Source organism: Paenarthrobacter sp. 4246, assembly GCF_040546855.1.
Lineage (GTDB): Bacteria > Actinomycetota > Actinomycetes > Actinomycetales > Micrococcaceae > Arthrobacter.
This window is the reverse complement of record NZ_JBEPOP010000005.1, coordinates 281,546-305,782: the sequence shown is the minus strand read 5'-3', so window position 1 is coordinate 305,782 and position 24,237 is coordinate 281,546. Positions and strand designations below refer to the sequence as shown.

The window sequence follows — 24,237 nt, the reverse complement described above, 5'->3', positions numbered from 1 at the left end:
AGCCAGCATGCGAGTACTTGCAGCAATGAGCGGCGGAGTTGACTCCGCCGTGGCCGCCGCCCGCGCCGTCGAGGCCGGACACGACGTCGTAGGAGTCCACCTCGCGTTGTCACGCATGCCTGGCACCCTGCGTACCGGAAGCCGGGGATGCTGCACCATCGAAGACTCCCGTGATGCCTGGCGGGCCTGCGACGTCCTGGGAATTCCTTACTACGTGTGGGACTTCTCGGAGCGCTTCAAGGAAGACGTCGTCCAGGACTTCATTGACGAATATGCTGCAGGACGGACGCCAAACCCCTGCATGCGCTGCAACGAACGCATTAAGTTTGCTGCCCTGCTGGAGAAGGCCATTGCGCTGGGCTTCGATGCCGTATGCACCGGGCACTACGCCAAGGTGGTCGAAGACGCCGACGGCAACCGGGAGCTCCACCGAGCGGCTGATTGGGCCAAGGACCAGAGCTACGTTCTTGGCGTCCTGACCCATGAGCAGCTCAAGCACTCCATGTTCCCGCTGGCGGACACGCCGTCCAAGGCAGAAGTACGGGCGGAAGCGGAGCGGCGGGGCCTGTCCGTGGCCAACAAGCCGGACAGCCACGACATCTGCTTCATCTCCGACGGCGACACCCGCGGCTGGCTGGCCGAAAAGATTGATATGACCACCGGCGACATCGTTGACGAGACCGGGGCCAAGGTAGGCGAACATCCCGGTGCCAACGCCTTCACGGTGGGACAGCGCCGCGGATTGAAGCTGGGGACTCCGGCCGCTGATGGCAAGCCGCGCTTTGTCCTGGAGATCCGTCCCAAGGAAAACAAAGTGGTGGTGGGACCCGAAGCTTTGCTTGCCATCGACGAGATCCGTGGAATCAAGGTTTCGTGGGCAGGCTTGCCCATCGCCGAAGTTGCGACGGGTGCGGAGTTCGACTGCCATGCCCAGGTACGGGCGCACGGGGATCCCGTTCCGGCGAAAGCACACGTGGAAGCTGTTGAGGACGAATCAGGGGTTCAGCGGGCCGAACTCGTTGTCACCTTGACCGATCCGCTCCGTGGTGTGGCTCCGGGACAAACAGTTGTCCTTTACCAGGGCAGCCGGGTTTTGGGGCAGGCAACCATCGATGCCGCCCGTTCCCTTCAGCGCGTGGCCCTCTAGGAGCTCTAGCCCGCCAGACCCATTGCCTCCGCCATGGGGCGCCTCCATACTGGGCTAAGCAGCGCTTCCGCTGCGGTGTTTGGGGTCCGCATTCGGGACGGCGATGACTGTGGCATATCCAAAAAAGAGCCCGGGGGACATCAAAGCCGGGCAGATGGTCTCGGTGACTGTCCTGGCCGAGGGGCCCATCGGCGCCCCGGGAGCACCTCCACTGACGGCACAGGTCCGTATCCCGGTCGAACGCCTCAGGCGTGGTCCCACCGGCCACCGCTACGCCGTCCACATCAGGAAGTGGCGTGGAACCACTGTGTCCCCGGTGACGCTGACGCAACAGGGTGACCCCTGGCAGCTGATCTCGGAGCCTCCGGCGGCGGGTTTGCGTGAACTCCTGGATGACACACGTTTCCTGGCACAGCACGTCTACGGCGTGGCCATGAGTACCTTGGACATCTTTGAAACGACGCTCGGCAGGCGCATGCCCTGGAACCCGGAAGGGCGTGTGGTTCTCAAAGCGCGGGATCTGATCACAGCCACTGACACCGGCTACGAACGGGGAACGAACATCATCCGCTTCGGTTCGGTGGATCGGATGGGATATAAAGTCCCCACAGCCCTCTACCGGGATATCGTCGCCCACGAAGTGACACATGCCATCCTGGACGGGTTCCGGCCGGCGTGGGCCGACCACATGGCTACCACCGAGCAGCTGGCCATGCACGAGGCCTTGGCCGACGTCGTGGCCATCCTTTCCGTCTTTTCTTCCCGCGATGTGGTGTCGCGGCAGCTTGAAGCGGCCGGCGGTGGGTTTGAGGCCGGACAAGCAGTTGATGATGCCATCCTTATGCGTTCCCTTTTTGATTTTGCGCGTGACCTCTTCGCCCGCGGGCCACTGCGCGAGCCCTTCGTTGGCGCTGTGCCCGAAGGTTGGCAGTCACTGCTGGAGCCGCATGCACGGGGTGCCGTGGTGGTGGGGGCGGTGCTCCGGGCCGTCCAACGTCTGTGGTCGGAGCGGAACGCGCGGTTCGGGGACAGCCAAGGTCTGCAACAGAAAGCCGAATCAGGCTCGATTGTGGCCACCCGGGTCCTGCGGATGGTGATCCGCGGACTCTCCTACATGCCACCTGTGGACGTCTCGTGGCGGGATCTCCTCCGCGGCATCATCGCGGCCGACCTCGACATGGTTCCCGAAGACAATCACGGATACCGCGAGGCGATCCAAAACGAGTTCTCCGCCATCGGAATACGTCGGGTCTCCTTGAACAACATCAGCGGCGTGGATAACTACCAGGGGCTCCGCTACCCCATCAGGCTTTCAGCCCTCGGCTCCGATCCCCAGGAGGTGCAGCGTTTTGTCTGGGAGAATCCCCGGCTCCTGGAGGCGGCGCGGCTTGAGCGGCGTACACCCCTGAGCTCCACGCGTGTACGCACCTCTGAGCGTGTGTCCCCGGATGGATTCATCATTTCCGAGATAGGAGCCTCGTTCATCCAGACGGTCCGGATGAGCCGGCGGGAAGCGTACGTGCGCCTTGGCTTGAAAACCCGCAGGGACTTCGTGGACATCCGCGGGGGAGGGCTTTTGCGCTTCGACGCCGGTGGCCGGCTGGTGTACGCGGCCCTCAAGCCTGTGATGGACAGGGAACGTCAAGGGCAGATGTTCGGTTCGGACCAGCACCACGACGCCGAGGAGGCCGCCTCCTCAGGGGTCCGGGACAAGTTCCACGGCACCGGGGACTAAGCTTCAGGCGCCCCACGCAGCCTTGCGTGCCGTCGTCGAGCCTTCCAGTTGGGCAATCTGATCGAAGCCGCCGGACTTGAGGCCTTTGCTGACCTGCTTCAGGATGTCGGCCCGCGCCACCGTACCGTCACCCACGAGGGCCTTGACAAAGTTGTAGGTAAAGGCGCCGTTGTACCGGCCCTCTATGAAGGCATCGGCAGCAGTCTGGTCTGAGCGGCAGGCTGCCATCAGAACGGGTGCGGAGAGCTTGGCTGTCTTGACCATGTCCCGCAAGCTGCGGGTGTCCTTGGATTCATTGGCGATGACCGCCCGGGGCGTGGGCGCCGGCAGGAAACGGGGACGGCGTCCGGGCAGGAGGTCCAATGACTTCAGGCCCGTTCCGCTGTGGCAGGTGTCCAGCACAACATCCATCAGGACTCCCTTCGGCAGCCGGGCAAACAAGGCTGCCAGTTCGTCGTCGGTGATCACCGTAGTGGCATCCCAGCGATCACCGGAGTTGTTGATGTCGTAGCAGGCAAACGCCTCGTCCAAGCGATCGCTTTCGTCGCCGCTGGTGTCCGGCACTTGGGTTCCATGGCTCGAAAAGGTGAACACGATGTGGTCGGTGGTGCCGGCCACGGCAGCGTCCACCAAGGCGTTAAGAGCAGCCATGACTGTTTTCTTCACCGCTTTGGCGTCCCGCAGCACAGTGATGTTTGAACCTTCGAAGCCATAGTGTTTTTCAAGCATCGCTGCAAGGTCTTCGGCATCGTTGACGCAGCCGTTGAGCCAGCTGGCTTGGGGCAGAAATTTGAACTTATTGATCCCTACACAAAGTGCTGCCTTGCTCATGTGCTTGTCCTTTGGGCGGTCTTTCAGTGAGTGGGGACTCGGAACCAACGATATTCCGGCGCATCACCCGGAGCAATGGCCGCGAGCGTTCGAAGAAAGCTACTGGAAAGTAAATTTTGTGTCTCAAATCACTAAAATGACGCTTCGCGCCGTGCGAAGTCTGATTGAATCGAGGCACTAAGAGTGTGCGCCGTCACAAATATCCCACGGCGGCGCGCCGAATCCATCGAACAGAAGGTTCACCAGATGGCACTGAACAAGAAGGCCCTGCACGGCGCTATCGCGCTGGCGGGCATTTCCGCGCTCGCCCTGACGGCATGCACGGGTCCCTCCGGCGGGGGCTCATCGTCCGCACCGGCCGCTGCAGGCCCCATCGCCTACGGCACCACAGACAAGGTCACATCACTGGACCCCGCTGGATCGTATGACAACGGTTCGTTCATGGTGATGAACCAGATCTATTCCTTCCTCTTGAACTCCAAGCCCGGTGGCGCGGACCCCGTGCCCGACCTCGCGGAATCGTCGTCGTTCACGACGCCGTCCGAGTACACGGTCAAGCTCAAGTCCGGATTGAAGTGGGCCAATGGACACACCTTGGATTCCAAGGACGTCAAGTTCTCGTTTGACCGCCAGGTGGCCATCAATGACCCTGCTGGTCCGGCGTCATTGCTGACCAATATCGAGAGCGTCACTGCGCCCGACGCCACCACCGTGGTGTTCAAGCTTAAGAATGCCAACGACCAAACGTTCAGCCAGATCCTCAGCAGCCCTGCTGCGCCGATCGTCGACGACGAAGTCTTCCCGGCGGACAAAGTGCTTTCCGACGACGAGATCATCAAGGCCAACGCCTTCCACGGCCAGTACACCATTGACAGCTACAAGAAGAATGAGCTTGTCAGCTTCAAGGCGTTCGCGGACTACCAAGGCGTTCTGGGCAAGCCGGCAAACGATGCAGCCACCATCAAGTACTACGCCAGTCCCACCAACCTGAAGCTGGAAATCCAGCAGGGAGCCATTGACGTTGCCTTCCGCAGCCTGAGCGCGACGGACATCGACGATCTCCGCAAGGACTCCAAGGTCAAGGTACTCACCGGCCCGGGTGGCGAAATCCGCTACATCACGTTCAACTTCGACACCATGCCTTACGGAACCAAGGCTGAAGGGGCGGACCCGGCCAAGGCGCTGGCCGTACGCCAGGCCGTAGCCAACCTTGTTGACCGCCAGGCAATAGCCGACCAGGTTTACAAGGGCACCTACCTGCCGTTGTACTCCAACGTTCCGAGTGGATTCCTCGGTGCCAACGAGTCATTCAAGGACGCCTATGGGGATGCCGGCAAGCCGAGCCTGGACAAGGCCAAGAAAGTTCTGGCCGACGCCGGGATCACCGAACCCGTGGCCCTGAACCTCCAGTACAACCCGGACCACTACGGCGGATCCTCGGGTGACGAGTACGCCATGGTCAAGGAGCAGTTGGAGAAGTCCGGCCTCTTCACAGTGAACCTGCAGTCCACCGAGTGGGTCACCTACAGCAAGGCCAGCCGTGCCGATGAATACCCGTTGTTCCAGTTCGGCTGGTTCCCGGACTTCAGCGATGCCGATAACTACCTGACTCCGTTCTTCCCGGAGGGTGGCTTCCTGAAGAACCACTACAACAACGCCACGGTGAACGAACTGATCAGCAAGCAGCTCACTGACGCGGACAAGACCAGTCGCGAAGCGGCCATCAAGGATGTCCAGAATGCGCTCGCCAAGGACATTTCCACGCTGCCCCTGCTCCAGGGTGCGCAGGTGGCTGTGGTCGGAAGTGGCGTGAACGGCGTCGACAAGACACTGGATCCGTCCTTCAAGTTCCGTCTGGGAGTCATTTCCAAGTAACCGCAACACTGTGACCAGAAGGCAGGCGGGACACTGATCCGGTGTCCCGCCTCCTTTGCTGACCACCCTCCTTGGCCGGTACGCATGAGCCAATCCCGCGCAATCCGCGGGCAGGAAAACAGGTAATAATGACAACACTTATTGAGGTACCCGAGGCCGAGCCCGGGATCGTTGCTCCGAAGAGCAAGTCCAAAGCCGGGGGAGGGCTGGGCAGGTACATCGTGATCCGGTTCTTCCTGATCATCCCCACTGTCTTCATCCTGGTGACACTGGTGTTCTTCCTGATGAGGGTCATTGGAGACCCCATCACGGCATCACAAGGTGGCCGGCTTCCTCCGGATGTCCTTGCCCAGCGCATCCACGATGCCGGCTACGACCGCCCCATTCTGATCCAGTACTTCGAATACATCGGTCAGCTCCTCACGGGAAATTTCGGCACCACGATTACGGACCGGCGTCCAGTGGTGGAAGTATTGACCACCTTCGGGGCAGCCACCCTTGAACTTTCCATTAACGCGTTGGTCGTCGCGCTCCTGGTGGGTATCCCCTTCGGTCTTATCGCGGCCCAACACCGGGATAAGACTCCGGATGCGCTGTTGAGGTTCTTTGCGATCCTTTGCTATGCCACGCCCGTCTTTTTCGCCGGCCTGCTCCTGAAGCTGACGTTCTCAGTCTGGCTCGGATGGTTCCCGGTGGCAGGCCGTGCCTCCACGCGCACGGAATTGACCATGAGCGGTTTGGCCGCACCATCAGGTATCTACTGGCTGGACGCGCTTCGCAGCGGCAACCTCACGGCCCTCGGAGACATCGCGTCCCATGCGGTCCTGCCTGCCCTTGCCCTCGGCCTGCTCACCGCAGGCGTCTTCCTGCGCCTGGTACGCACCAACGTGATTGGCACCCTGGGTAAGGACTACGTCGAGGCCGGGCGTTCCAGGGGGGTCAGTGAGTTCCGGCTGGTGACCAAGCACGCTTACAAGCCGGCGTTGATCCCCATCATCACCGTGATGGGCCTGCAGATTGCCCTGATGCTGGGCGGCGCCATCCTGACGGAAACCACCTTTGAATGGAAGGGACTGGGGTACCAGTTGGTGCAGTACCTGAATGCCCGCGACTTTGTGGCCGTCCAAGGAATAGTCGTGCTGTTGGCCATCATCGTGGCCGTCACCAACTTCATCGTGGACATCATCGCCGCGCTCATCGACCCCCGAGTGAGGTACTGACCATGAGCACTCCTGCACTGACTGCACCCAAGCAGCCGTTCTTCTCCCGGCTGCCCGTCGTTTCCCATTTCAAGAAGAGTGTTGGCCTCCAACGCGGCATGTTGATAGTGGGCCTCGTCCTGACCGGACTACTGATCCTCACCAGTATCTTCGCGCCACTGCTTGCACCCTACGGCTACTCACAACTCAGTGACGCTTCCGGTTCCTTCCCCACCCAGGAAGCTCCAGGTGCCAAGCACCTGCTCGGAACCACCGTCAGCGGCTATGACGTCCTGTCCCGTGTCGTCTGGGGATCCCAGACCGCCGTCACGGTCATTGTTGTTTCAGTCGCCATGTCGATTTTCCTGGGCGTTGCCCTGGGCTTGCTCAGCGGCTACTTCGGCGGCTGGCTGGACCGGATCCTGGTGGTGGTGGCGGATGCCATCTATGCTTTCCCCACCTTGCTCCTGGCCATTGTCATCTCGATCGTCATCAGCCGCGGTCAGTCCAGCTTCTGGGGTGGCATCTTCTCCTGCGCGTTCTCCATCACGGTGGTCTTCGTGCCGCAGTACTTCAGGGTGATCCGGGCCGAGACCATCCGGCTCAAAGCCGAACCGTTTGTCGAGTCTGCCAAGGTGCTGGGGGCTTCCAGCACGCGCATTATCGGGCGCCACATCTTCAAGAACGCCACGCGGACCCTGCCGCTCATGTTCACCCTCAACGCGTCCGAGGCGATCCTCACCCTCGCGGGGCTGGGCTTCCTGGGCTTTGGTATTGAACCAACCTCCGCGGCTGAATGGGGGTTTGACCTGAACAAGGCGTTGGCTGATACCTCGTCCGGGATCTGGTGGACCGGTGTTTTCCCCGGCATCGCCATTGTGCTCACCGTCTTGGGCCTGACGTTGGTTGGCGAAAGCATCAACGACCTCAACGACCCCCGGATCCGTGGACGCAAGCGGGCGGGCGGGACGCCGGCAGCACCAACACCGGCAACTCCCGCAGCACCAACAGCGGCGTCTACGCCGGCAGAAGCAGGTAAGCCATGACCACCAACCTTGGACATGTTTCGGACCAGGCCGGCAGCAGCCGGCCCGTCCTCACCATCGACCGGCTCCAAGTCACCTTCGCCACCGACGGCGGGGACGTCCACGCCGTCAAGGATGTCAGCCTTGACGTGAAAGCCGGCGAGGTAGTTGCGATCGTGGGGGAGTCGGGATCCGGAAAGACCGTGACCGCCAAGACCATCCTGGGCCTGCTTCCTGAAACGGCCATCAGTTCCGGGGCTGTGCTGATCAATGGCAACAATGTGATCAGCGTCAGCAAATCCACGCTTCGCAAGATCCGTGGCCGCGATGTTGCCATGGTGTTCCAGGAGCCCTCTACCGCGCTGAATCCGGTCTTTACTGTCGGATGGCAGATCGCCGAAGGCATCCGGGCGCACGCAACGGACGGCAAACGCGTTTCGGCCAAGGAGGCCAAGCAGCGGGCCACCGAGGCATTACGCAAGGTGGGCATCCCGGACCCTGAAACACGGGTCAACTATTACCCGCATCAGTTCTCCGGCGGTCAGAAACAACGCGTGGTCATCGCCGCGGCGCTTGCCCTGAACCCGGGACTGATAGTGGCCGACGAGCCGACCACTGCCCTGGACGTCACCGTCCAGGCGGAAATCCTGCAACTCCTCCGGGACCTGCGGGACAACTACGGCACATCGATCGTCCTCATCACCCACAACATGGGCGTGGTGGCCGACCTGGCGGACCGGGTCGTGGTCATGTACCAGGGAGACGTAGTGGAAGAGGCTCCTTCCCGGGTCCTCTTCGCGGAGCCACGGGAGGACTACACCAGGAAGCTGCTGGCCGCCGTTCCGCATCTGGGACGCCATTCAGCCTCCGAAGGTGCCCGGGCCCGGCTTCATCAGGACGGCCGGGTCCTGGTGGAAGCGAAGAACCTCACCATTGAATATCCCGGCCGGTTCGGGCGCCATGGCTTCAAAGCCGTGGACAACGTCAGCTTTACGGTCTCGGAGAACGAGGTCTTCGGACTGGTAGGCGAGTCCGGTTCCGGCAAGTCCACCATCGGCCGGGCCATTGCGGGCCTGAACCGCGTGACGGGTGGCAGCTTGAAGGTGCTTGGCTACGAGATGCTGGACTTCAAGGAACGCTCCTTCCGCCCTCTCCGAAAGGAGATCGGTTTCGTCTTCCAAGACCCGGCAGCCTCGTTCAACCCACATCTCACCATCGGTGAGTGCGTCGCCGAGCCCCTGATGATCCACACCAAGCCGAGTGCGCCTGAGGCGAGGAAAAAGGTAGGCGAGCTGCTCGAGTCAGTCCAGCTGCCGGCGTCGTACGCGCAACGCTATCCGCACGAGCTGTCCGGCGGTCAGCGGCAGCGCGCTTCCCTGGCGAGATCGCTGGCGCTGAACCCGCGCCTCCTGATCGCCGACGAACCGACGTCCGCCCTGGACGTTTCGGTGCAGGCGAAAGTCCTGGACCTGTTCAAGGACATCCAGGAACAGTTCGGCTTTGCAGCCCTCTTCATCAGCCACGATCTCGCCGTGGTGGACATGTTGTCCCACTGGGTGGGCGTGCTCTACAAGGGGCAACTGGTGGAGCAGGGGATCGGCAACCACGTGATGGGATCACCCCAGCACGATTACACCAAGAGGCTCATCGCGTCCCTCCCGGTGCCGGACCCTGACGAACAAGCACGACGGCGGGAGGCCCACCGCGCGCTGCTGGGCGGCTAGGCAAGCAACCGAATTCCGGAAGGAAGGAAAGGCACGTTCCCCGTAGCCCGGGGCGTGCCTTTCCTGGTGTCCGGGCGGGAAGGTAACACCCGCGGCACTATCGGCCAGCACCATAGACTGGGGTGCATGACCGAGCAGAACAATGCCCTTCCCGATGACGCCGATTCCTTCAATCCGGCAGCGAGTTCCCTGGCCGGCCAAGTGGACCGCGCCGTCATGGATGAGTTGCTGTCCATCCGGTCCAGCATCGACAACATCGACGCCACCCTTGTCTTCCTGCTCGCTGAGCGTTTCAAAGCCACCCAAAAGGTAGGTATTCTCAAAGCCACGCACAAGCTTCCAGCCGGAGACCCGGGCCGGGAATCAGCACAGATTGCCCGCCTCCGCCGTCTGGCCGAAGATGCGCACCTGGACCCGGCATTCGCAGAGAAATTCCTGAACTTCATCATCAGCGAAGTGATCCGCCACCACGAGGCAATCGCCGAGGATCACCAGATTTCAAGCCGGCAGGCTTGATCCATGGCATCAGTGAATGACCTGCGCGCCAGTGCAACCGCTCTGGGGCCGTGGCCGGGCACCGATCCCGCCGAGGCAACCCGGATCATCCGCGGCGAGCTCGGTGACCCCCACCTTCCGTTCCTGCCCGAACTTCCGGACCGCGGAGTAGGCTCGGACGCCGTGGGCCGTTCAGGCTCCCTGCTGCTGGACCTGGCCCTCGACGTCCAGCCGCATGGGTGGCGGCTTGTGGACCGGCCCGGGAAGGACGCCCAGCGTGCCCGATCTGCACTGTCCACGGACATCAATATCCTGGCCGACGTAGCCGGGGCCGAAGACGTTTCTGCGGCTGAATTCAAGATTCGGGTACTGGGTCCCCTGAGCCTTGCTGCAAATCTCTACCTGCACAATGGAGAACGAGCGCTTCTTGACTACGGCGCCCGCCGCGACATTGCTGAGTCCCTGGCCGCCGGCATTGGAGAGCACATCCGCCGGGTCTCCGGAGCAGTGCCGGGCGCTGACATTGTGGTCCAGGTGGACGAGCCGGACATCGCCTCGGTCATGGCCGGGACCATCCCGACTGCAAGCGGTTACAGGACGCTGCGGTCGGTTTCGGGTGAAGAGGTCACAGGGGCCTGGCGGGTGGTGATCGACGCACTTAAGGCGGTTGGCGTCGTCGAGACCGTGGTGTCCGTGCCGGAAATCGAAGCGCCGATCGAACGGATTCTGGCCGCTGGAGCAGACGGCCTGGCCGTCCCCCTGAGGGCGCTGACCATGCGTCAGTGGGAACAATTGGCCGCCGCCGTGGAATGCGGCAAGCGTGTTTGGGCAGGCGCGCTGCCCACCCACGATCCGCAGATAAGGCTGCCGCGGACTTCGGAGATCGTGGAGAGTATCTGGAAGCCGTGGCGCCAGCTTGGCCTGCCCGCAGCGGGCCTGGCTGGTCTGCGTGTCACTCCGTCCACAGGACTCGCTGGCTACACGCCTGCAGCGGCCATGGACGTATTGACGAAACTCACCCAGGTGGCCGACGGACTGGACCAACTGGCGCAAGGCTGACGGGCATCACTTGGCAGGGGGTCTGACGTGCCGCCCGGCGTTGGGCGGCACGTCAGATTCGCTGTTCCCAGTGCTCCGGTTCCGCGTACCGCGGGAGCGTCGTACCGGGGGCGGCTCCCGGCAGATAGGGGGCCAATCGGTAATCGAAGCGTCCGGCATAGACCAGTACCAAGCCAATTTGCGGCTGGATAACCTTGACCTGGATGCGGTGTTTGCCCTCGGCGCTGTCCCACCATTGCTCTGCGTAGGCGCGTGCGTCCAGGGCAGCTGGCAACGGAATGCGCAAAGGTCCCAGAAGCAGACGGCTTGCGTTGGAAACACCTCGAAGCCTGCCCTCGGAGGTGACGCTGACATCCAGGTCCGTCACCAGCCGCCGATACCGTCCCACGTGGTCTACCAGGCGGGCCCGCTGCTTGCTGTTGCCCTGTCCGGGACCGGGCACTATGGCACTCGTCGTATCGTGGAACAGCCTCGTCCTGGAGGGGAAGTAGATCTCCCGGCGTGCTGTAAGGGCGGGCCGTCCAAAGGGATCCACATGTGCGTGGTTCTCGATCCGGAACCGGACGCCTTCGCCGTATTCAGGAAAGAACGCTTCCTCACTGCCCGTGAGGGCGAGCAGCGGCCGCAGCCATTTCTGCCGGCAGCCCACTACGTCAAAGACGCCTTCGCCTATCCCGTAGGTGCCGGAACCCGCTGCCAGCGAAAAGTACTCCTGAAGCTCCGGAGTCAGCTTGTTGAAGTCATCGCCGAGTGCCAGCTGGTAAATGGGCGCATTCATGGCAGTCCTTTCTGGACGTGGAAACTAGAGTCTTCCGGCGGCTTTGAGCCGGATATAGGTGTCAGCAAGCAGGGGTGGAACGTCAAGTGGTTCGGCATCCACCACTTCGGCGCCCAGCTGCCTCAGCTGGGCCGTGACCGCAGCGCGTTCCAACAAGGCGCGTTCGGCCGCTGCGGCCCGGAATACCTGGCTTGCCGTAGTCCTTTCCTCCTTCATGGCCGCGAGCAGGGGATCCCGGACCGATGCAACCACCACCACATGTTGGCGGGACAATTGCGCCACCGTGGGGAGGAGGCCCTCCTCGGGGGCACCGCCGTCGAGCGCTGTCAACAGCACCACCAGCGATCGGTGCGCCGAGACCGCCCTCACCTGTCCCGGAATCTGCTGCCAGTCCAGCTCAATCAGTTCTGCCTCCAAAGGGGCCATGGCCTGGACCAGCTGACCCAGCATGTTGCTTTTGGACGCCGACTCGACCCGGGCACGCAACCTGCGGTCGTACGCGAGGAAGTCAACCCGGTCCCCTCCGCGTTCGGCCAGCACGGAGAGCAGCAACGCCGCTTCAATGCCGGTATCGAGGCGGGGTTCGTCCTCGATTCGGGCGGCAGCGGTGCGGGATGTGTCAAGGACAATGACCACGCGTCTGTCGCGTTCGGGGCGCCACGTGCGCACCACCACGGAGGTGCGGCGCGCCGTAGCCCGCCAGTCGATGGAGCGGACGTCATCACCCCGTACGTAGTCACGAAGGGAATCGAATTCAGTTCCGGCTCCGCGGATCTGCACGGCGGCCCTGCCGTCAAGCTCCCGGAGCTTTCGGAGCTTGGACGGCAGATGGCGTTTGGAGTGGAAAGGGGGCAGGACCCTCAGATGCCCGGGAAGCACACGCGTGCGCTGCTTGGCTGCCAGGCCGAGTGGCCCCTGGGACTGGATGGTGAAGTGGGGGCTTTCCAGGTCACCGCGGCGCCGGGGAACCAAGGCCACCCTCATGCGTCGCCGCTCGCCGGGAGGGACAACCAGAGACTGAACATTATCGATGGCGCCGGCAGAAGGCTGCCACGCATCCCTGACTTTCGCCCGCAGCGTCCGCCGGGTGGGGTTGTCAACTGTCACCACAGTTTCGGCTTGGCCCTCCAGCGTCACGTTTCCCGGGTGCTGGCGGGCCAAACCCAGACGTGCCGGTGATGCAGCCAGGAGAAGGTCAAGAACCAGCAACAGCAACAAACCCCCGGTGACGAACAGGACTGTGCTCCAGACGGGAAACAGCACCAGCGGAATGAGGCCGGCCAGGGCAAGCACCACGAATCGACCCGTAATGGCCATTCAATCCGCCTCGGTCAGGCTCGCGCCCGAAGTCACCTGCGCGCCCGAACTCACCGCGGCACCGGAACGGACGCCAGGATGCTGCCCAGGACATCATCCACCTGGATACCGTCCATCTGGGCCTCCGGTCGAAGGCCAACACGGTGCCGCAGGCAAGGCAAAGACAAAGCCTTGACGTCGTCCGGGGTGACAAAAGTCCGTCCGGACAACCAAGCCCAGGCCTTGGACGTATTGAGCAGCGCAGTGGCACCACGGGGGGAGACTCCGAGTTGGAAGGACGGCGCGGACCGGGTGGCGCGGACAACGTCAACTATGTACGCCAGGATTTCCGGGGCCACCGCTACGTGGGCTACTGCGGCCTGGGCGGCGGAAAGCTCAGCGGCGCCGGCCACCGGACGCACACCGGCGGCGGCGAGGTTCCTCGGATCGAAGCCGCTCGCGTGCCGTCGGATGACCTCGATTTCCTCGGCCCTTCCGGGCAAAGGCATGGTCAGTTTGAGGAGGAACCGGTCAAGTTGGGCCTCGGGGAGGGGATACGTGCCTTCATACTCCACCGGGTTTTGCGTCGCCGCCACGATGAACGGGCTCGGCAGCGGACGGGAGACGCCATCCACGGAAACCTGGCGCTCTTCCATGGCTTCCAAGAGGGACGCCTGGGTCTTCGGAGGGGTGCGGTTGATTTCATCCGCGAGCATGATGTTGGTGAAGACGGGGCCTTCACGGAAAGTAAACTCCGACGAGTGGGAATCGTAGACCAACGATCCTGTGACGTCACCCGGCATGAGGTCGGGGGTGAACTGGACACGTTTGGTATCCAGGCTCAAAGCCGTGGACAACGCCCTCACCAACAAGGTCTTGGCCACACCTGGGACGCCCTCCAAGAGGACGTGGCCCCCGCAGAGCAGCGCAATGAGCATACCGGTGACGGTGGGATCCTGGCCCACTACTGCTTTGCCCACTTCGGCGCGAACGTTCAGCAGCGACTGCCGGGCGGGGTCTTCCGACGCAGAGCGGTGCCCGTTTCCTGCGGGATCGCCTCCTTGCGGCACAGCCTGCTGCGGCAGGCCCTGGTGGGGGACATTTTGATGGGGGACATCTTGCTGGGGCGGGACACCGCCGATGTGTTGGCTGTTGCTGTCTGTGTAGCTGTTCGGCTGGCTGCTCATTGGGCGGTCGCCTCCTGTTCGATTCGTTCGATCTGTTGTGCCCATTGCACCAGTTGTCCTTCATTGTCCGGGCGGACGTCGAGCAGAACTGACCTGACTTCTGAAGCCGGCCGCTCCACATGTCTGGCTGAGGCGTCCACAATTGCTTCCGGGGTGGCATCCACCCCAAGATTGAAGTGCCGCGCCAAGCGGGCCAAGGTGCCCGCCCGGAGGTTCTCGGCCGCACGCCCCACAGCCCGCGAGTCCTGATAGAGGCGCGCCCTGCCTTCTGCGGTCTCAGCAGCTTTCACCACGACTGGGAGCGGTTCGAAAACCAGCGGGCCCAGACGTCGCCCCCGCCAGGCGATGGCTAAAAGTGCCACGATTCCAAGCCACGGTCCCGCGAACGCCAGCCACGGGGGTGCCAACTCGTTCAGGGTAGGTGTTGAATCAGTCGTGGCGAGGTCTCCGACTCCGGGCAGGTACCAGACAAGGTTCTGATCCTTGCCCAAAGTGCGGAGCGCGAGGGCTGCGTTGCCTTCTGCGGCGAGGTGCTGGTTGTCAACCAAGTCCGTACTGCCAAGGATCACCACCCGGCCGTCGCCGGACGCCGCATAGAGACCCGAGGCCACGCCCGCGACGGGGTAGCACACTACGGGGCCCGAATAGATGAAGCCCTGGGCAGAGACCGTGCCCGCCGCTGCGGCATCGTCCTGGCCGCAACGGGGTTCAAGAACCTTCGCTGCTTCAGGAACCACGCCGCCAGGCCGGAAGTCCTGCTCCAGCGCGTTGAGTGTCCTGAGGCGCGGATTGACCAGCACCACGTGGTCCGCGGCATCCGTGATCCCTTCCAGCTGTGTCCGGTCAAGGAAGCCGCGGGGGTCGTAGAGGAGGACCGTGGCGTCATCCCGGTCGGCCAAGGCATCCATGGTCCCCGCCAGGGTATCGGTGGCTGTCACTGCTACGCCGTGGCGCCCCAGTATTTCGGCCAATGCCATGGCGCCATCCGGGGCCGGATTCCGCGAGGACAGCGGCCGCGGATCTTTGGCGCCCGAGACACTCGAAACAGCCAGGTACGTCACCAAGCCGGCCAGGAGCGCGCCAATGAGGATCCAGGCCAGGTGTTTCCGGAACCAGACGCGAAAACCCTTGCCCGTGGGCTGCTGCGGGGCAGCAGCATCGCCTTGGACCGTGGTGTCCTTCGCCAAGGATGTGGTCATCGGGGCACCGCGAATCCTGTGTGGGCCTCTCCAGCAAAGTCCGGCTTCATCTGCAGGAGGTCTGCATCGAGTCCGCGGACGTCCTCGTAGTCAGTGGCTGTTGCACCCTGTTCGCCATAGCGAACAGCGTCAAAAAGGCGGGCAGCTGCGTCCAGCCGGGACTGCGCGGCGCCGAACACCTGCCCAAGCTGACCTGCGGCTTCATCAGCCGTCCGCCCTGCGCGCGGGTCGATGATGTCACGCTCCTCCGCGGAGCGGACCAGCGCCCGGAACTGGTCGACGACGGCGGCCGGCCAGTTGCCGTCGTCGGCCGCGGTTGCCGCACGCTTCCTGTAGCCTTCCGAATCCACACAGTCGTCATCGCCGTAGATGTCGACTGCAGCGGCTTTTCGGCGTGGATTCAGCCTGGGCCGGACCACAACAATTGCAGCGCTGATGACAGCAATGGCCACCGCGATCATCAGCGGAACAGCAAGGTCAGGTCCCTGCCCCGTCCCGGCACCATCCAAGGACGACAACCAGTCGAGAAAATCGCGCCACAGCTGCTCCAGCCAAGCAGGTTGGGCGTCCGGGTATTGGGGTTTGGAAAGTTCTTCGGCCGCCCAGCGCCGCCCCTCTTCGCGGTCCGGCGTCACGGGCGGTTCCATGGCTGCCAACGCAGCGGATACATCCAACAGGCTCAGTGTCATGCCGGTGGCCGTGGCCCGGACGGAGGCGCGGAAGGGAAGTGCCCGTCGTTCGGTGGCCACATGGGGGCTTGGGGCTGGGGCGGCGGGTTTTGGAACTGGGCCGACGGGTTTCCGGGGTGGGCCGGGTTTCCGGGGTGGGCCGGGGGGCCACCCGGCACGCCATCCGGATCGGCGCCGGTTTCCATCAGCCGCATCAGTTCAACATCCAAACCATCCCGGCGCATACGGAGATCCATGTAGATCAACGCGGACACTGAGGCCTGGAAGGCGAAGGTCACCGATCCCACCAGCGCGCCGATCGCTGACGAAATCACCGTGGTGACGACCAGGGTTGCGGCAATCGACTCGGCGTCAGGGTGGGGAGTCACCACCTGGCCGATGGCACCAGCCGCCAAGGACGCGGGGATCTGGACGATCTGGGCGATAATTCCCACCATGATGGCCACCACAAGGGTCATCCCGAAGATCCGCCACCAGTTGTTCCTGGTCAGTTGCCAGGACCTGAGGAGTCCGTCGTAGACGCCTTTCCCCTCAACGACGATGGCCGCCGGCGCGAGCATCAACTTAAGGCCGATCCAGACAAAGGCCACCACCGATCCAAGCCCCAAGGGCAGGACAATGAGCAAGGCACCTGGGCCCATGGCGGAAAAGAGCAGCACTGCAATCCCTACAACAGCAGCCGCGGCGAGCAACCCGCCGAGGGTCAGCAGGACAGCAACGCCCAGGAGTGGCCAGATCCTCCGGGCGGCCAGCTTCCACATTTGCTTGAAGCCCGTACGCCGGTTGAGGACCGAGCGCGCCACCGGCACCACCAGGACCCCTTGAAGGACCGAACCAAGAAAGCCGATCAGGACCGAGACACCCAAAGTGCCGGCCATGATGGCCAGGAAGGGACCCATGGCTTCGGTGAATTCCGCCTCGGTGCTGACGGATTCAAAGGACATTGACAGCTGGAACATCCCCAGTGTGACGATCCCGATGAACACCGCACCGAGGGCTTGTACGATCAGTGCTGATCCAAACATGGAGGCGGCGTTGCGACGGATTGTCTGGAACGAGCCATCCAGGATCTCGCCGAACTGCAGTGGACGCAGGGGAATTATGCCCGGCTTGGGAGGAGCGACGTAGAGGGGTTGTCCATAGGGAGGGACCGGCGGCCAACCGGGTGCCGGTTGGCCCTGGCCGTACTGTCCACCGCTCTGGGGAGCCGCCCATGCCGGGGGAGCGCCCCACTGCGGCTGGTTGCCCCACTGCGGCTGGTTTCCCCACCCGGGCTGATTGCCCGGCGATGGATGGTGACCATGCTCTGGCTGTGACACGATATCCTCCCCATAAGACCCGGCGCGCCGGCATCCGACGTCCCCCATACGGACCTTGGCACCCAGCCTATAGTCCCGCCGTCGTCCCTCATAGCCTGACGCCCGGGCAGCCATGACAGACGGGCCGCCGCTGTTGTGCAGTACGGTGGAAGTTGCCCTTGGGGCGCCATGCCGTGCGCCGTGCCCAACGGGACAAAGACTTGGTGATAAGGGAATATATAACTATGAAGGCACGCATTCTGGTAGTTGACGACGACGAAGCGCTCGCAGAGATGATTGGCATCGTCTTGCGCAATGATGGCTTCGAGCCGGTGTTCTGCGCAGATGGCGGCCAGGCCCTGGAGGTCTTCCGTTCTTCCAAGCCGGACTTGGTGCTGCTGGACCTGATGCTGCCGGGCTCCGACGGCATCGAGGTGTGCCGTCAAATCCGCGGCGAGTCCGACGTCCCCATTGTCATGCTCACGGCAAAGTCCGACACCTCCGACGTCGTCCGGGGGCTTGAATCCGGTGCCGACGATTACGTGCCAAAGCCCTTTAAGCCCGCCGAGCTTGTGGCGCGTGTTCGTGCGCGGCTCCGCCCGGGCGATCAGAAGGCCCCCGAAACCCTTCGTATTGCTGACGTGACAATCGACGTCGCCGGCCACCTGGTCACCCGCGGCGGCGAGCGGATTTCGCTGACCCCCCTGGAGTTCGATCTCCTGGTGGCACTGGCGCGGAAGCCTTGGCAGGTCTTTACCCGCGAACTCCTCCTTGAGCAGGTTTGGGGCTACCGCCATGCCGCGGACACGCGTCTGGTCAATGTCCACGTCCAGCGTCTGCGCTCCAAAATTGAACGCGACCCGGAGGCGCCCGAGGTCGTTTTGACGGTGCGTGGTGTCGGATATAAAGCAGGTTCCTGAGTCCCCGGCCGGCAAGACCGGCGCGGCAGGTGATGGCCCTGATACCCAGGGGCAGGACGGGGCCGGTGTCCAGCAGATGACACCGGCTGAGTCAACGACCTCCGAACCGACGCCTGACCCGTCCTCCGACCCGTCCCTTGGGGGGTCTGCCTCGCCTTCCCCAGGGCAACCGCCGTCCTCCGTGCTACCGGCACGGAGCTCGCGGACCCTGCCGTGGATTATTAACCGGGCGAGGATCTGGACGCGACGCGGACTCATCCTGGTTTTGCGGGTTTCGCGACTGGTATCCCTCGGCATCCGGCAGATCAGGCCGGGAATTCGCTACCTCTGGCGCTCAGTGCTTCGGCGCTGGCGGCGCTCGTTGGAGTTCAGGACAGTCCTCACCACCTTGCTGCTGGCAGTGACATCCTTCGCAATCGTGGGCGCCTACCTGTCCAACCAGATCGCGAACAACCTTTTCCAGGAACGTCTGGCCCAAGCGGAATCCGAGTCACGGTACAACGTCAAGCAGGTTCAAGACACGTTCGACGGCGCGCAAGTCACCGATCAGTCCAGCGTCATCACCCTGGTTTACGACACCTTGACCGCCGTTGAGGGTCGAGGATCGGTCATCCAACGCCGCTACGTCTTTGAAGCGAAACCTGAACAGACCAAGCCCCGCAACCGCTGGGTCGAGTCACGTGCATCTGATCAACTGACAGTTCGGGTCATACCGCCGGAGTTGCGGAAGGCTGTCCAGGAAGGTGGCAAGCAGCAGTTCTGGGCCTCCACCCAGTTCCCTGTCGGCAATGAGGACCGTCCCGGCATAGCGGTCGGAAACATGGTGACGTTCAATGGCACGTCCTATGAGCTGTACCTCATCTATGACCTCAACACCGCCCAGCAGACGTTGGACGAAATCCAGAATGTCCTCTGGGCAGGAGGGGCAGCGCTGGTCCTCATGATAGGGGCCATCGCCTGGTACGTCACACGCAATGTTGTCAGTCCTGTCAGCCACGCCGCCGTGGTCTCCGAAAAGCTCGCGGCAGGACAGCTTCAGGAGCGCATGGTGGTCAAAGGCGAGGATGAGGTCGCGAGATTGGGCGCTTCGTTCAACCACATGGCTGCAAGCCTGCAAGAGCAGATCACCCAACTTGCCACTTTGTCGCAGATGCAGCAGCGGTTTGTCTCCGACGTCTCGCATGAACTGCGGACGCCGCTCACAACGGTTCGAATGGCTGCCGAGGTCCTCTTCGACGCCCGTGACGACTTTGACCCCATGAACAAACGATCGGCCGAGTTGCTTTACCACCAGGTTGAGCGCTTTCAGTCGTTGCTTTCCGACCTGCTGGAGATCTCCCGCTTCGACGCTGGGGCAGCTGTTTTGGATGCAGAACCCCAGGACATTTTCCAAGTCATCTCCCACGTCATGGACGGCGCCGCCCCCGTCGCCGCAGAGTACGGCTCAGAGGTCCGGCTGAATGCCCGGCAAAAGAGCATCGTGGTGGAAATGGACTCCCGGAGGATTGACCGGATCCTCCGTAATTTGCTGCTCAACGCCCTGGAACATGGAGAGGGCAAGCCGATTCACATATCCGTGGCGGCCAACCATGACGCTGTGGCAGTCTCCGTAAGGGACCACGGCATCGGAATGACCCAGACAGAGGCTGCGAGGGTTTTCGACCGATTCTGGCGTGCAGATCCTGCACGTGCCCGGACCACTGGGGGCAGCGGCTTGGGCCTCTCCATCGCCGCCGAGGACACCAAGCTGCACAACGGCTGGCTTCAGGCGTGGGGCCGCAAGGGGGCAGGTTCCAATTTCCGGTTGACACTGCCCCTTCGCCAGGGCGGCACCATTGTGAAATCACCGCTTCAGCTTGAACCTGCTGATATCGAATTCCCCGGCACCGCAAGCGAGCGCCACATGCTCATCCTGGGTACAGAGTCCGGAAGTGCCCCGCAATCGTCCCACTCCGTTGCCGGAAAGCCTGCGGCTGATGATGACTCATTCGCGGAGAGGGACTGAACATGGTAAGTCTCCGGCGTTCACGGGCGGTTTTGGCCGTCCTGGCGGTGCTGATGGTGTTGCTGGCTTCCTGTGCGCAGATTCCACGGTCCGGTCCTGTAGGCAAGAGCAAGGACGAGGGGGCAGGCAATCCCAATGCGCCGGTCTTCTTTCCCGCGGCTCCGCGGGCTGGTTCGAGTCCGGAGACGGTGATCGAGGACTTCTACATGGCGGGCAGCGGTTACGAGGATGATTACCCTGTTGCACGCCAGTACCTGACGCAGGCGCAGTCCGTCACCTGGAAACCAGACAAGCGAGCCATTGTTTTTCGCGAGGCGCAGGTAGTCAAGGCCGCGGGAGAGAACGAGTACCTCTACGAGTTGGACCTCGCCTATTCGGTGGATGCCGATGGCGTGGCAACGCAATTCCCGCCGGGTACCAAGGAGACCATTCCGCTGACTCTTGAGCAAGTGGAAGGCCAATGGCGGATTTCCAAGGTGCCGGACGGGACGGCCATACCGGAAGAGACGTTCAAGGTTATTTATGGGGCCTTCCCCATCTATTTCTACGACCCCACCTTTACCTATGCCGTGCCCGACTACCGTTGGTTCATCAAGAAGAACACGGTCAAGTCCATGACTTCTGCCGTGCTGGCCGGCCCTGCCCCATACCTTCGGGGGGCAGTTGTCAGCGCCTTTCCTTCCGGCATGAAACTCGCACGGGAATCCGTTCCGGTCGTGTCCGGATCTGCGCAGGTGGACCTGTCTGCCAAGGAACTGTTCGATGCCTCGGCGGAGGACCGCCAGAGGATGCAGAACCAGTTGGCATTGACCTTCCGGGACCAGCCCGATGTCATCAACGTCCAACTGCGGGCGGATCAGGACCTCGTACGGGTTGAGGATAACGGGACCGTGCTGCCTCCCGTGGTGGACAAGAGCGTTCCGGCCCGCCAGATTGCTGTGAGCAACGGCGACTTGGTGCGTTATGAGAACAACAGGATGACTCCGCTTCCGGACATACAACCCGTGTCCGGATTGGGGCCCCACTCGCCGGCTGAGTCCCCCGTGTCCCAAACGGCCGCGTTCCTCAATGGTGACAAGACAACCCTGTATGCAATCGAACCCGGGCAGCCCGCCCGCCAACTGACTACCAGGAGCACGCTCACGGGGCCATCATTCAGCCCACACGACTGGGTATGGACCGCAGGGCCGGGTGCCAACGGGGCCGCCGAAGTAGTGGCCTTCAAACCCACGGGCATTGCACCTGGCATGGCCATTCCCAATGTCACCATCACCCCTGCCTGGCTGTCCGGGCGGACCGTCAAGGACTTCAGGGTTTCCAGGGAAGGGACCAGGGCGCTGGTCATTTCTGAAGCAAACGGGAAGTCAACGGTGCAGATCACCGGAATAGTCCGGAATGCCGACGGCGTTCCCAAAGACCTCACATCGCCCATCACGTTGGTCAGCTCCGGCTCTGCTGATCAGGGAGTCTGGGTTAACAGTTCAACAGTGGCCGTGATGTCCGGATCGGCGACGGGAACCGTGGTTCCCGAGCTGCTTTCCCTCGAATCGGGAGAGCCGCAGCAATTGGCCCCTTGGGACGGCTTGACCAGTCTCAGCGCCGGCAACGGCTCCGAGCAGATTTATGGACAGTCCGAGGCCGGAGTGTTCCAACGGGTCGGCAACGGGTGGGAGCTCCAACTCAAAGGACCCACGGAGCCCGCCTTCCCCGGCTAGGCTGCCGTCAAATGTCACGCCGGATGTCCACATAGGGTGCAACGTGGCTTCCGGCCCGGCCTGCGTCCGCGCAGGCTTGCAACATGATTACACAAGATACTGGGGCCGCGCCGGGCAATGGGGCTGACTCTGTCATTGGGGCAGGCACTGTCGTCGGGCGAGGCTCTGGCCTAGGTGCAACTCCCGAACCCAGTATCGGGACACGTGGGCGGCAGCCCCTGCGGGCACGCGACCCGGACCTGCACCCGGTGGATCCCGTCCGGGCCCGACGTCGTGGTCCGGATCGACAAGGGCGGGGCCGGTTGCTGGCGGCGCTGCAGGGTACCGTTGTCGATCTGCTGAGGCTGCTGGTCCCGGTGGATTGTGTCTGCTGTTCAGCCGAGGACACCGTGTTGTGTGGAGACTGCGCAAAGCGCGTACGCCAACTCTGCAGCCAACCCTTCCGCGCAGAACTCGAATCGCCCGCGTTGGTTGAGGCGGATGGCACGGTGAAGATCGGGGTGGTGGCCGCGGGTCCATACCGTGATGAGCTGGCACAGTGCATCTTGTCCTTCAAGCGCTTCGGCCAGTGGCGCTTGGCCGGGGTCTTGGCGCCATGTCTGGGCAAAGCGGTACAACGGGCCATCGGAGGCAGTTCCGGATTATGTCTTGTACCAATTCCTACCAGCGGCCGGGCATACAGGATGCGGGGATTCAGTCCGCTGCACCTGTTGCTTTTCTGCTTGCGGATGCGAGGCATGTTGTCGGAATGCCCAACCATCGACGCGCTTGAGAAGAGACGCGATTCGCCGGCAGCGTACATCAGCAGGGCTTTGATAAGGAACCTGCTTGCTCGGGCGGCCGATTCTCTCGCCGGAAAAGGGACATGGGGCTCCGGCGCAGGCCAAAAAGGACTGGGACGTGGCGCGCGGGCCAGCAGGGTCCGCGGATCCATGCGCGTACGAAGCCGATCCCTCAAGGAGATCAGTGGCAGGAGATGCATTCTCGTGGACGACGTCCTCACCACCGGCGCCACCCTTGCCGAAGCGATGAGGGCGGTGGAAACCGCGGGTGGCGTGGTCTGCGGGGCTGTTGTCCTCGCGGCCACGAGGCCACCAGCCTATGCTTTCAACAGTGCCAGGCGCGATCCCTGTTAAGTCGTTAAGACTCAATCAAAAAATAAGTGACTAAAGGATGAATAACGCGTGGCGATGAACTAACGTCGGTTGTGGGTACCAAGAACAGATGTACCTGTCGATAGCGGCTCGGAAAGGGGCTCGACTGTCCGTCAGACAAGCCCCCACCAGCGTCGTTGTCGTGTCACCTGAGTTATTTGGAGGGCACCATGGAGTTCATGATCAGCGGACGAAATCTCACAGTTTCTGACCGCTTTCGCGAATACGCCGGCGAGAAAATCTCAAAGATTGAATCGCTGGGGGATAAGGTCCAGCGAGTCGACGCCAAGGTTTCCAAGGAAACCAACCCGCGGCAGACGCCCGGCCAGCTCACCGTAGAAGTGACAGTCCTGGGCCGCGGCCCCGTCATCCGTGCCGAGGCCACAGCCGCTGACAAATTCGCTGCCTTCGATCTCGCGTACAACAAGCTTCTTGAGAGGCTTCGCCGTGCGAAAGACCGGAAAAAGGTGCACCACGGACGCCACACGCCGAAAGCCGTGCGGGAGGCCACCGCAACACTCGAGCCAGCCAGCGCGAGCGAACCGCTCTACGTCGAGGCGAGCAACCACCAAGAACCCGTACCCGCCGCTGACGAGCGTTCTCCTTATGAGATCGAGAACGACATTCCGGCAGGCGATTCACCCGTCCTGATCCGCCGGAAAGTCTTCCCCGCAGCTTCCCTGACACTGGATGACGCTGTGGACAACATGGAACTCGTTGGCCACAATTTCTACCTTTTCCTGGACAAGGAAACCAACGCGCCGTCGGTTGTCTACAGGCGCAACGGTTGGACCTACGGTGTGATCACCCTCGACTCCACCTGTGAACCGGGCGAAGAGGCTGTGGAAGAGAAGATCCACGCCTACCGTTCCGATGATGAGGCGTCCACGGCCAAGTAGGCCCACC

The 24,237-nt window shown here is 62.8% G+C and carries 20 protein-coding genes; 13 read left to right on the top strand and 7 right to left on the bottom strand.

The window, feature by feature from the left end; translation table 11 throughout:
* The first annotated feature begins 7 nt into the window (after positions 1-7).
* Positions 8-1,147, top strand: a complete 1,140-nt coding sequence (gene mnmA, locus ABIE35_RS11760) for a tRNA 2-thiouridine(34) synthase MnmA (protein ID WP_354515073.1) — start codon at positions 8-10, stop codon at positions 1,145-1,147.
* 109 nt (positions 1,148-1,256) lie between these two features.
* Positions 1,257-2,882, top strand: a complete 1,626-nt coding sequence (locus ABIE35_RS11755) for a gluzincin family metallopeptidase (RefSeq protein WP_354515071.1) — start codon at positions 1,257-1,259, stop codon at positions 2,880-2,882.
* Between the two features lie 3 nt (positions 2,883-2,885).
* Here the strand turns inward: ABIE35_RS11755 and ABIE35_RS11750 are convergent, their stop codons facing one another.
* Positions 2,886-3,713: a caspase family protein gene (locus ABIE35_RS11750; protein ID WP_354515069.1), complete on the bottom strand. Its 828-nt coding sequence runs from the start codon at positions 3,711-3,713 to the stop codon at positions 2,886-2,888.
* A gap of 246 nt (positions 3,714-3,959) precedes the next feature.
* Between ABIE35_RS11750 and ABIE35_RS11745 the strand changes: the two genes are divergently transcribed.
* The 6 genes from ABIE35_RS11745 to ABIE35_RS11720 all read left to right on the top strand — a co-directional run bounded on the left by ABIE35_RS11745 (position 3,960) and on the right by ABIE35_RS11720 (position 11,090).
* Positions 3,960-5,588: an ABC transporter substrate-binding protein gene (locus tag ABIE35_RS11745; RefSeq protein WP_354515067.1), complete on the top strand. Its 1,629-nt coding sequence runs from the start codon at positions 3,960-3,962 to the stop codon at positions 5,586-5,588.
* A gap of 128 nt (positions 5,589-5,716) precedes the next feature.
* Positions 5,717-6,808 carry an ABC transporter permease gene (locus ABIE35_RS11740; protein WP_354515066.1) on the top strand — a complete coding sequence of 364 codons (1,092 nt, stop codon included), beginning with the start codon at positions 5,717-5,719 and terminating at the stop codon, positions 6,806-6,808.
* Positions 6,809-6,810: 2 nt separating this feature from the next.
* Positions 6,811-7,833, top strand: coding sequence for an ABC transporter permease (locus tag ABIE35_RS11735; RefSeq protein WP_354515064.1), 1,023 nt, complete (start codon positions 6,811-6,813; stop codon positions 7,831-7,833).
* Positions 7,830-9,536, top strand: a complete 1,707-nt coding sequence (locus ABIE35_RS11730) for an ABC transporter ATP-binding protein (RefSeq protein ID WP_354515062.1) — start codon at positions 7,830-7,832, stop codon at positions 9,534-9,536. The genes ABIE35_RS11735 and ABIE35_RS11730 overlap by 4 nt, the downstream gene beginning before the upstream one ends.
* 126 nt (positions 9,537-9,662) lie before the next feature.
* Positions 9,663-10,052, top strand: coding sequence for a chorismate mutase (locus tag ABIE35_RS11725; protein ID WP_207594040.1), 390 nt, complete (start codon positions 9,663-9,665; stop codon positions 10,050-10,052).
* 3 nt (positions 10,053-10,055) lie between these two features.
* Complete coding sequence (locus tag ABIE35_RS11720) at positions 10,056-11,090, top strand: uroporphyrinogen decarboxylase/cobalamine-independent methonine synthase family protein (RefSeq protein ID WP_354515060.1); 1,035 nt, start codon at positions 10,056-10,058, stop codon at positions 11,088-11,090.
* Between the two features lie 52 nt (positions 11,091-11,142).
* Here ABIE35_RS11720 and ABIE35_RS11715 read toward each other — a convergent pair whose 3' ends face one another.
* Genes ABIE35_RS11715 through ABIE35_RS11690 form a run of 6 tightly spaced genes read right to left on the bottom strand, consistent with a single transcriptional unit; the run spans position 11,143 to position 17,558 of the window.
* Positions 11,143-11,868, bottom strand: a complete 726-nt coding sequence (locus ABIE35_RS11715; protein WP_354515058.1) for a DUF4166 domain-containing protein — start codon at positions 11,866-11,868, stop codon at positions 11,143-11,145.
* Between the two features lie 24 nt (positions 11,869-11,892).
* Positions 11,893-13,185 carry a DUF58 domain-containing protein gene (locus ABIE35_RS11710; protein ID WP_354515056.1) on the bottom strand — a complete coding sequence of 431 codons (1,293 nt, stop codon included), beginning with the start codon at positions 13,183-13,185 and terminating at the stop codon, positions 11,893-11,895.
* A gap of 50 nt (positions 13,186-13,235) precedes the next feature.
* Positions 13,236-14,351, bottom strand: a complete 1,116-nt coding sequence (locus tag ABIE35_RS11705; protein WP_354515054.1) for an AAA family ATPase — start codon at positions 14,349-14,351, stop codon at positions 13,236-13,238.
* Positions 14,348-15,550 carry a DUF4350 domain-containing protein gene (locus tag ABIE35_RS11700; RefSeq protein ID WP_354515052.1) on the bottom strand — a complete coding sequence of 401 codons (1,203 nt, stop codon included), beginning with the start codon at positions 15,548-15,550 and terminating at the stop codon, positions 14,348-14,350. Before ABIE35_RS11700 ends, ABIE35_RS11705 begins: the two co-directional genes overlap by 4 nt.
* Complete coding sequence (locus ABIE35_RS11695) at positions 15,547-16,239, bottom strand: DUF4129 domain-containing protein (RefSeq protein ID WP_354515050.1); 693 nt, start codon at positions 16,237-16,239, stop codon at positions 15,547-15,549. Before ABIE35_RS11695 ends, ABIE35_RS11700 begins: the two co-directional genes overlap by 4 nt.
* Positions 16,236-17,558, bottom strand: coding sequence for a DUF7847 domain-containing protein (locus ABIE35_RS11690; RefSeq protein ID WP_354515048.1), 1,323 nt, complete (start codon positions 17,556-17,558; stop codon positions 16,236-16,238). Before ABIE35_RS11690 ends, ABIE35_RS11695 begins: the two co-directional genes overlap by 4 nt.
* Positions 17,559-17,782: 224 nt before the next feature.
* On the opposite strand from ABIE35_RS11690, the gene mtrA reads away from it, so the two are divergent.
* From mtrA to hpf, 5 genes are all read left to right on the top strand, one after another.
* Positions 17,783-18,457, top strand: a complete 675-nt coding sequence (gene mtrA, locus ABIE35_RS11685) for an MtrAB system response regulator MtrA (RefSeq protein ID WP_014922244.1) — start codon at positions 17,783-17,785, stop codon at positions 18,455-18,457.
* Positions 18,429-20,462 (top strand): MtrAB system histidine kinase MtrB, encoded by a 2,034-nt coding sequence (mtrB, locus tag ABIE35_RS11680; RefSeq protein ID WP_354515046.1) that lies wholly within the window; start codon positions 18,429-18,431, stop codon positions 20,460-20,462. Before mtrA ends, mtrB begins: the two co-directional genes overlap by 29 nt.
* 2 nt (positions 20,463-20,464) lie before the next feature.
* Positions 20,465-22,177, top strand: a complete 1,713-nt coding sequence (locus tag ABIE35_RS11675; RefSeq protein ID WP_354515044.1) for an LpqB family beta-propeller domain-containing protein — start codon at positions 20,465-20,467, stop codon at positions 22,175-22,177.
* A gap of 83 nt (positions 22,178-22,260) precedes the next feature.
* A complete protein-coding gene (locus ABIE35_RS11670) occupies positions 22,261-23,313 on the top strand; it encodes a ComF family protein (protein ID WP_354515043.1) in 1,053 nt (350 codons plus the stop codon).
* A gap of 188 nt (positions 23,314-23,501) precedes the next feature.
* Positions 23,502-24,230, top strand: a complete 729-nt coding sequence (gene hpf, locus ABIE35_RS11665; protein ID WP_354515042.1) for a ribosome hibernation-promoting factor, HPF/YfiA family — start codon at positions 23,502-23,504, stop codon at positions 24,228-24,230.
* Positions 24,231-24,237 lie beyond the last annotated feature (7 nt).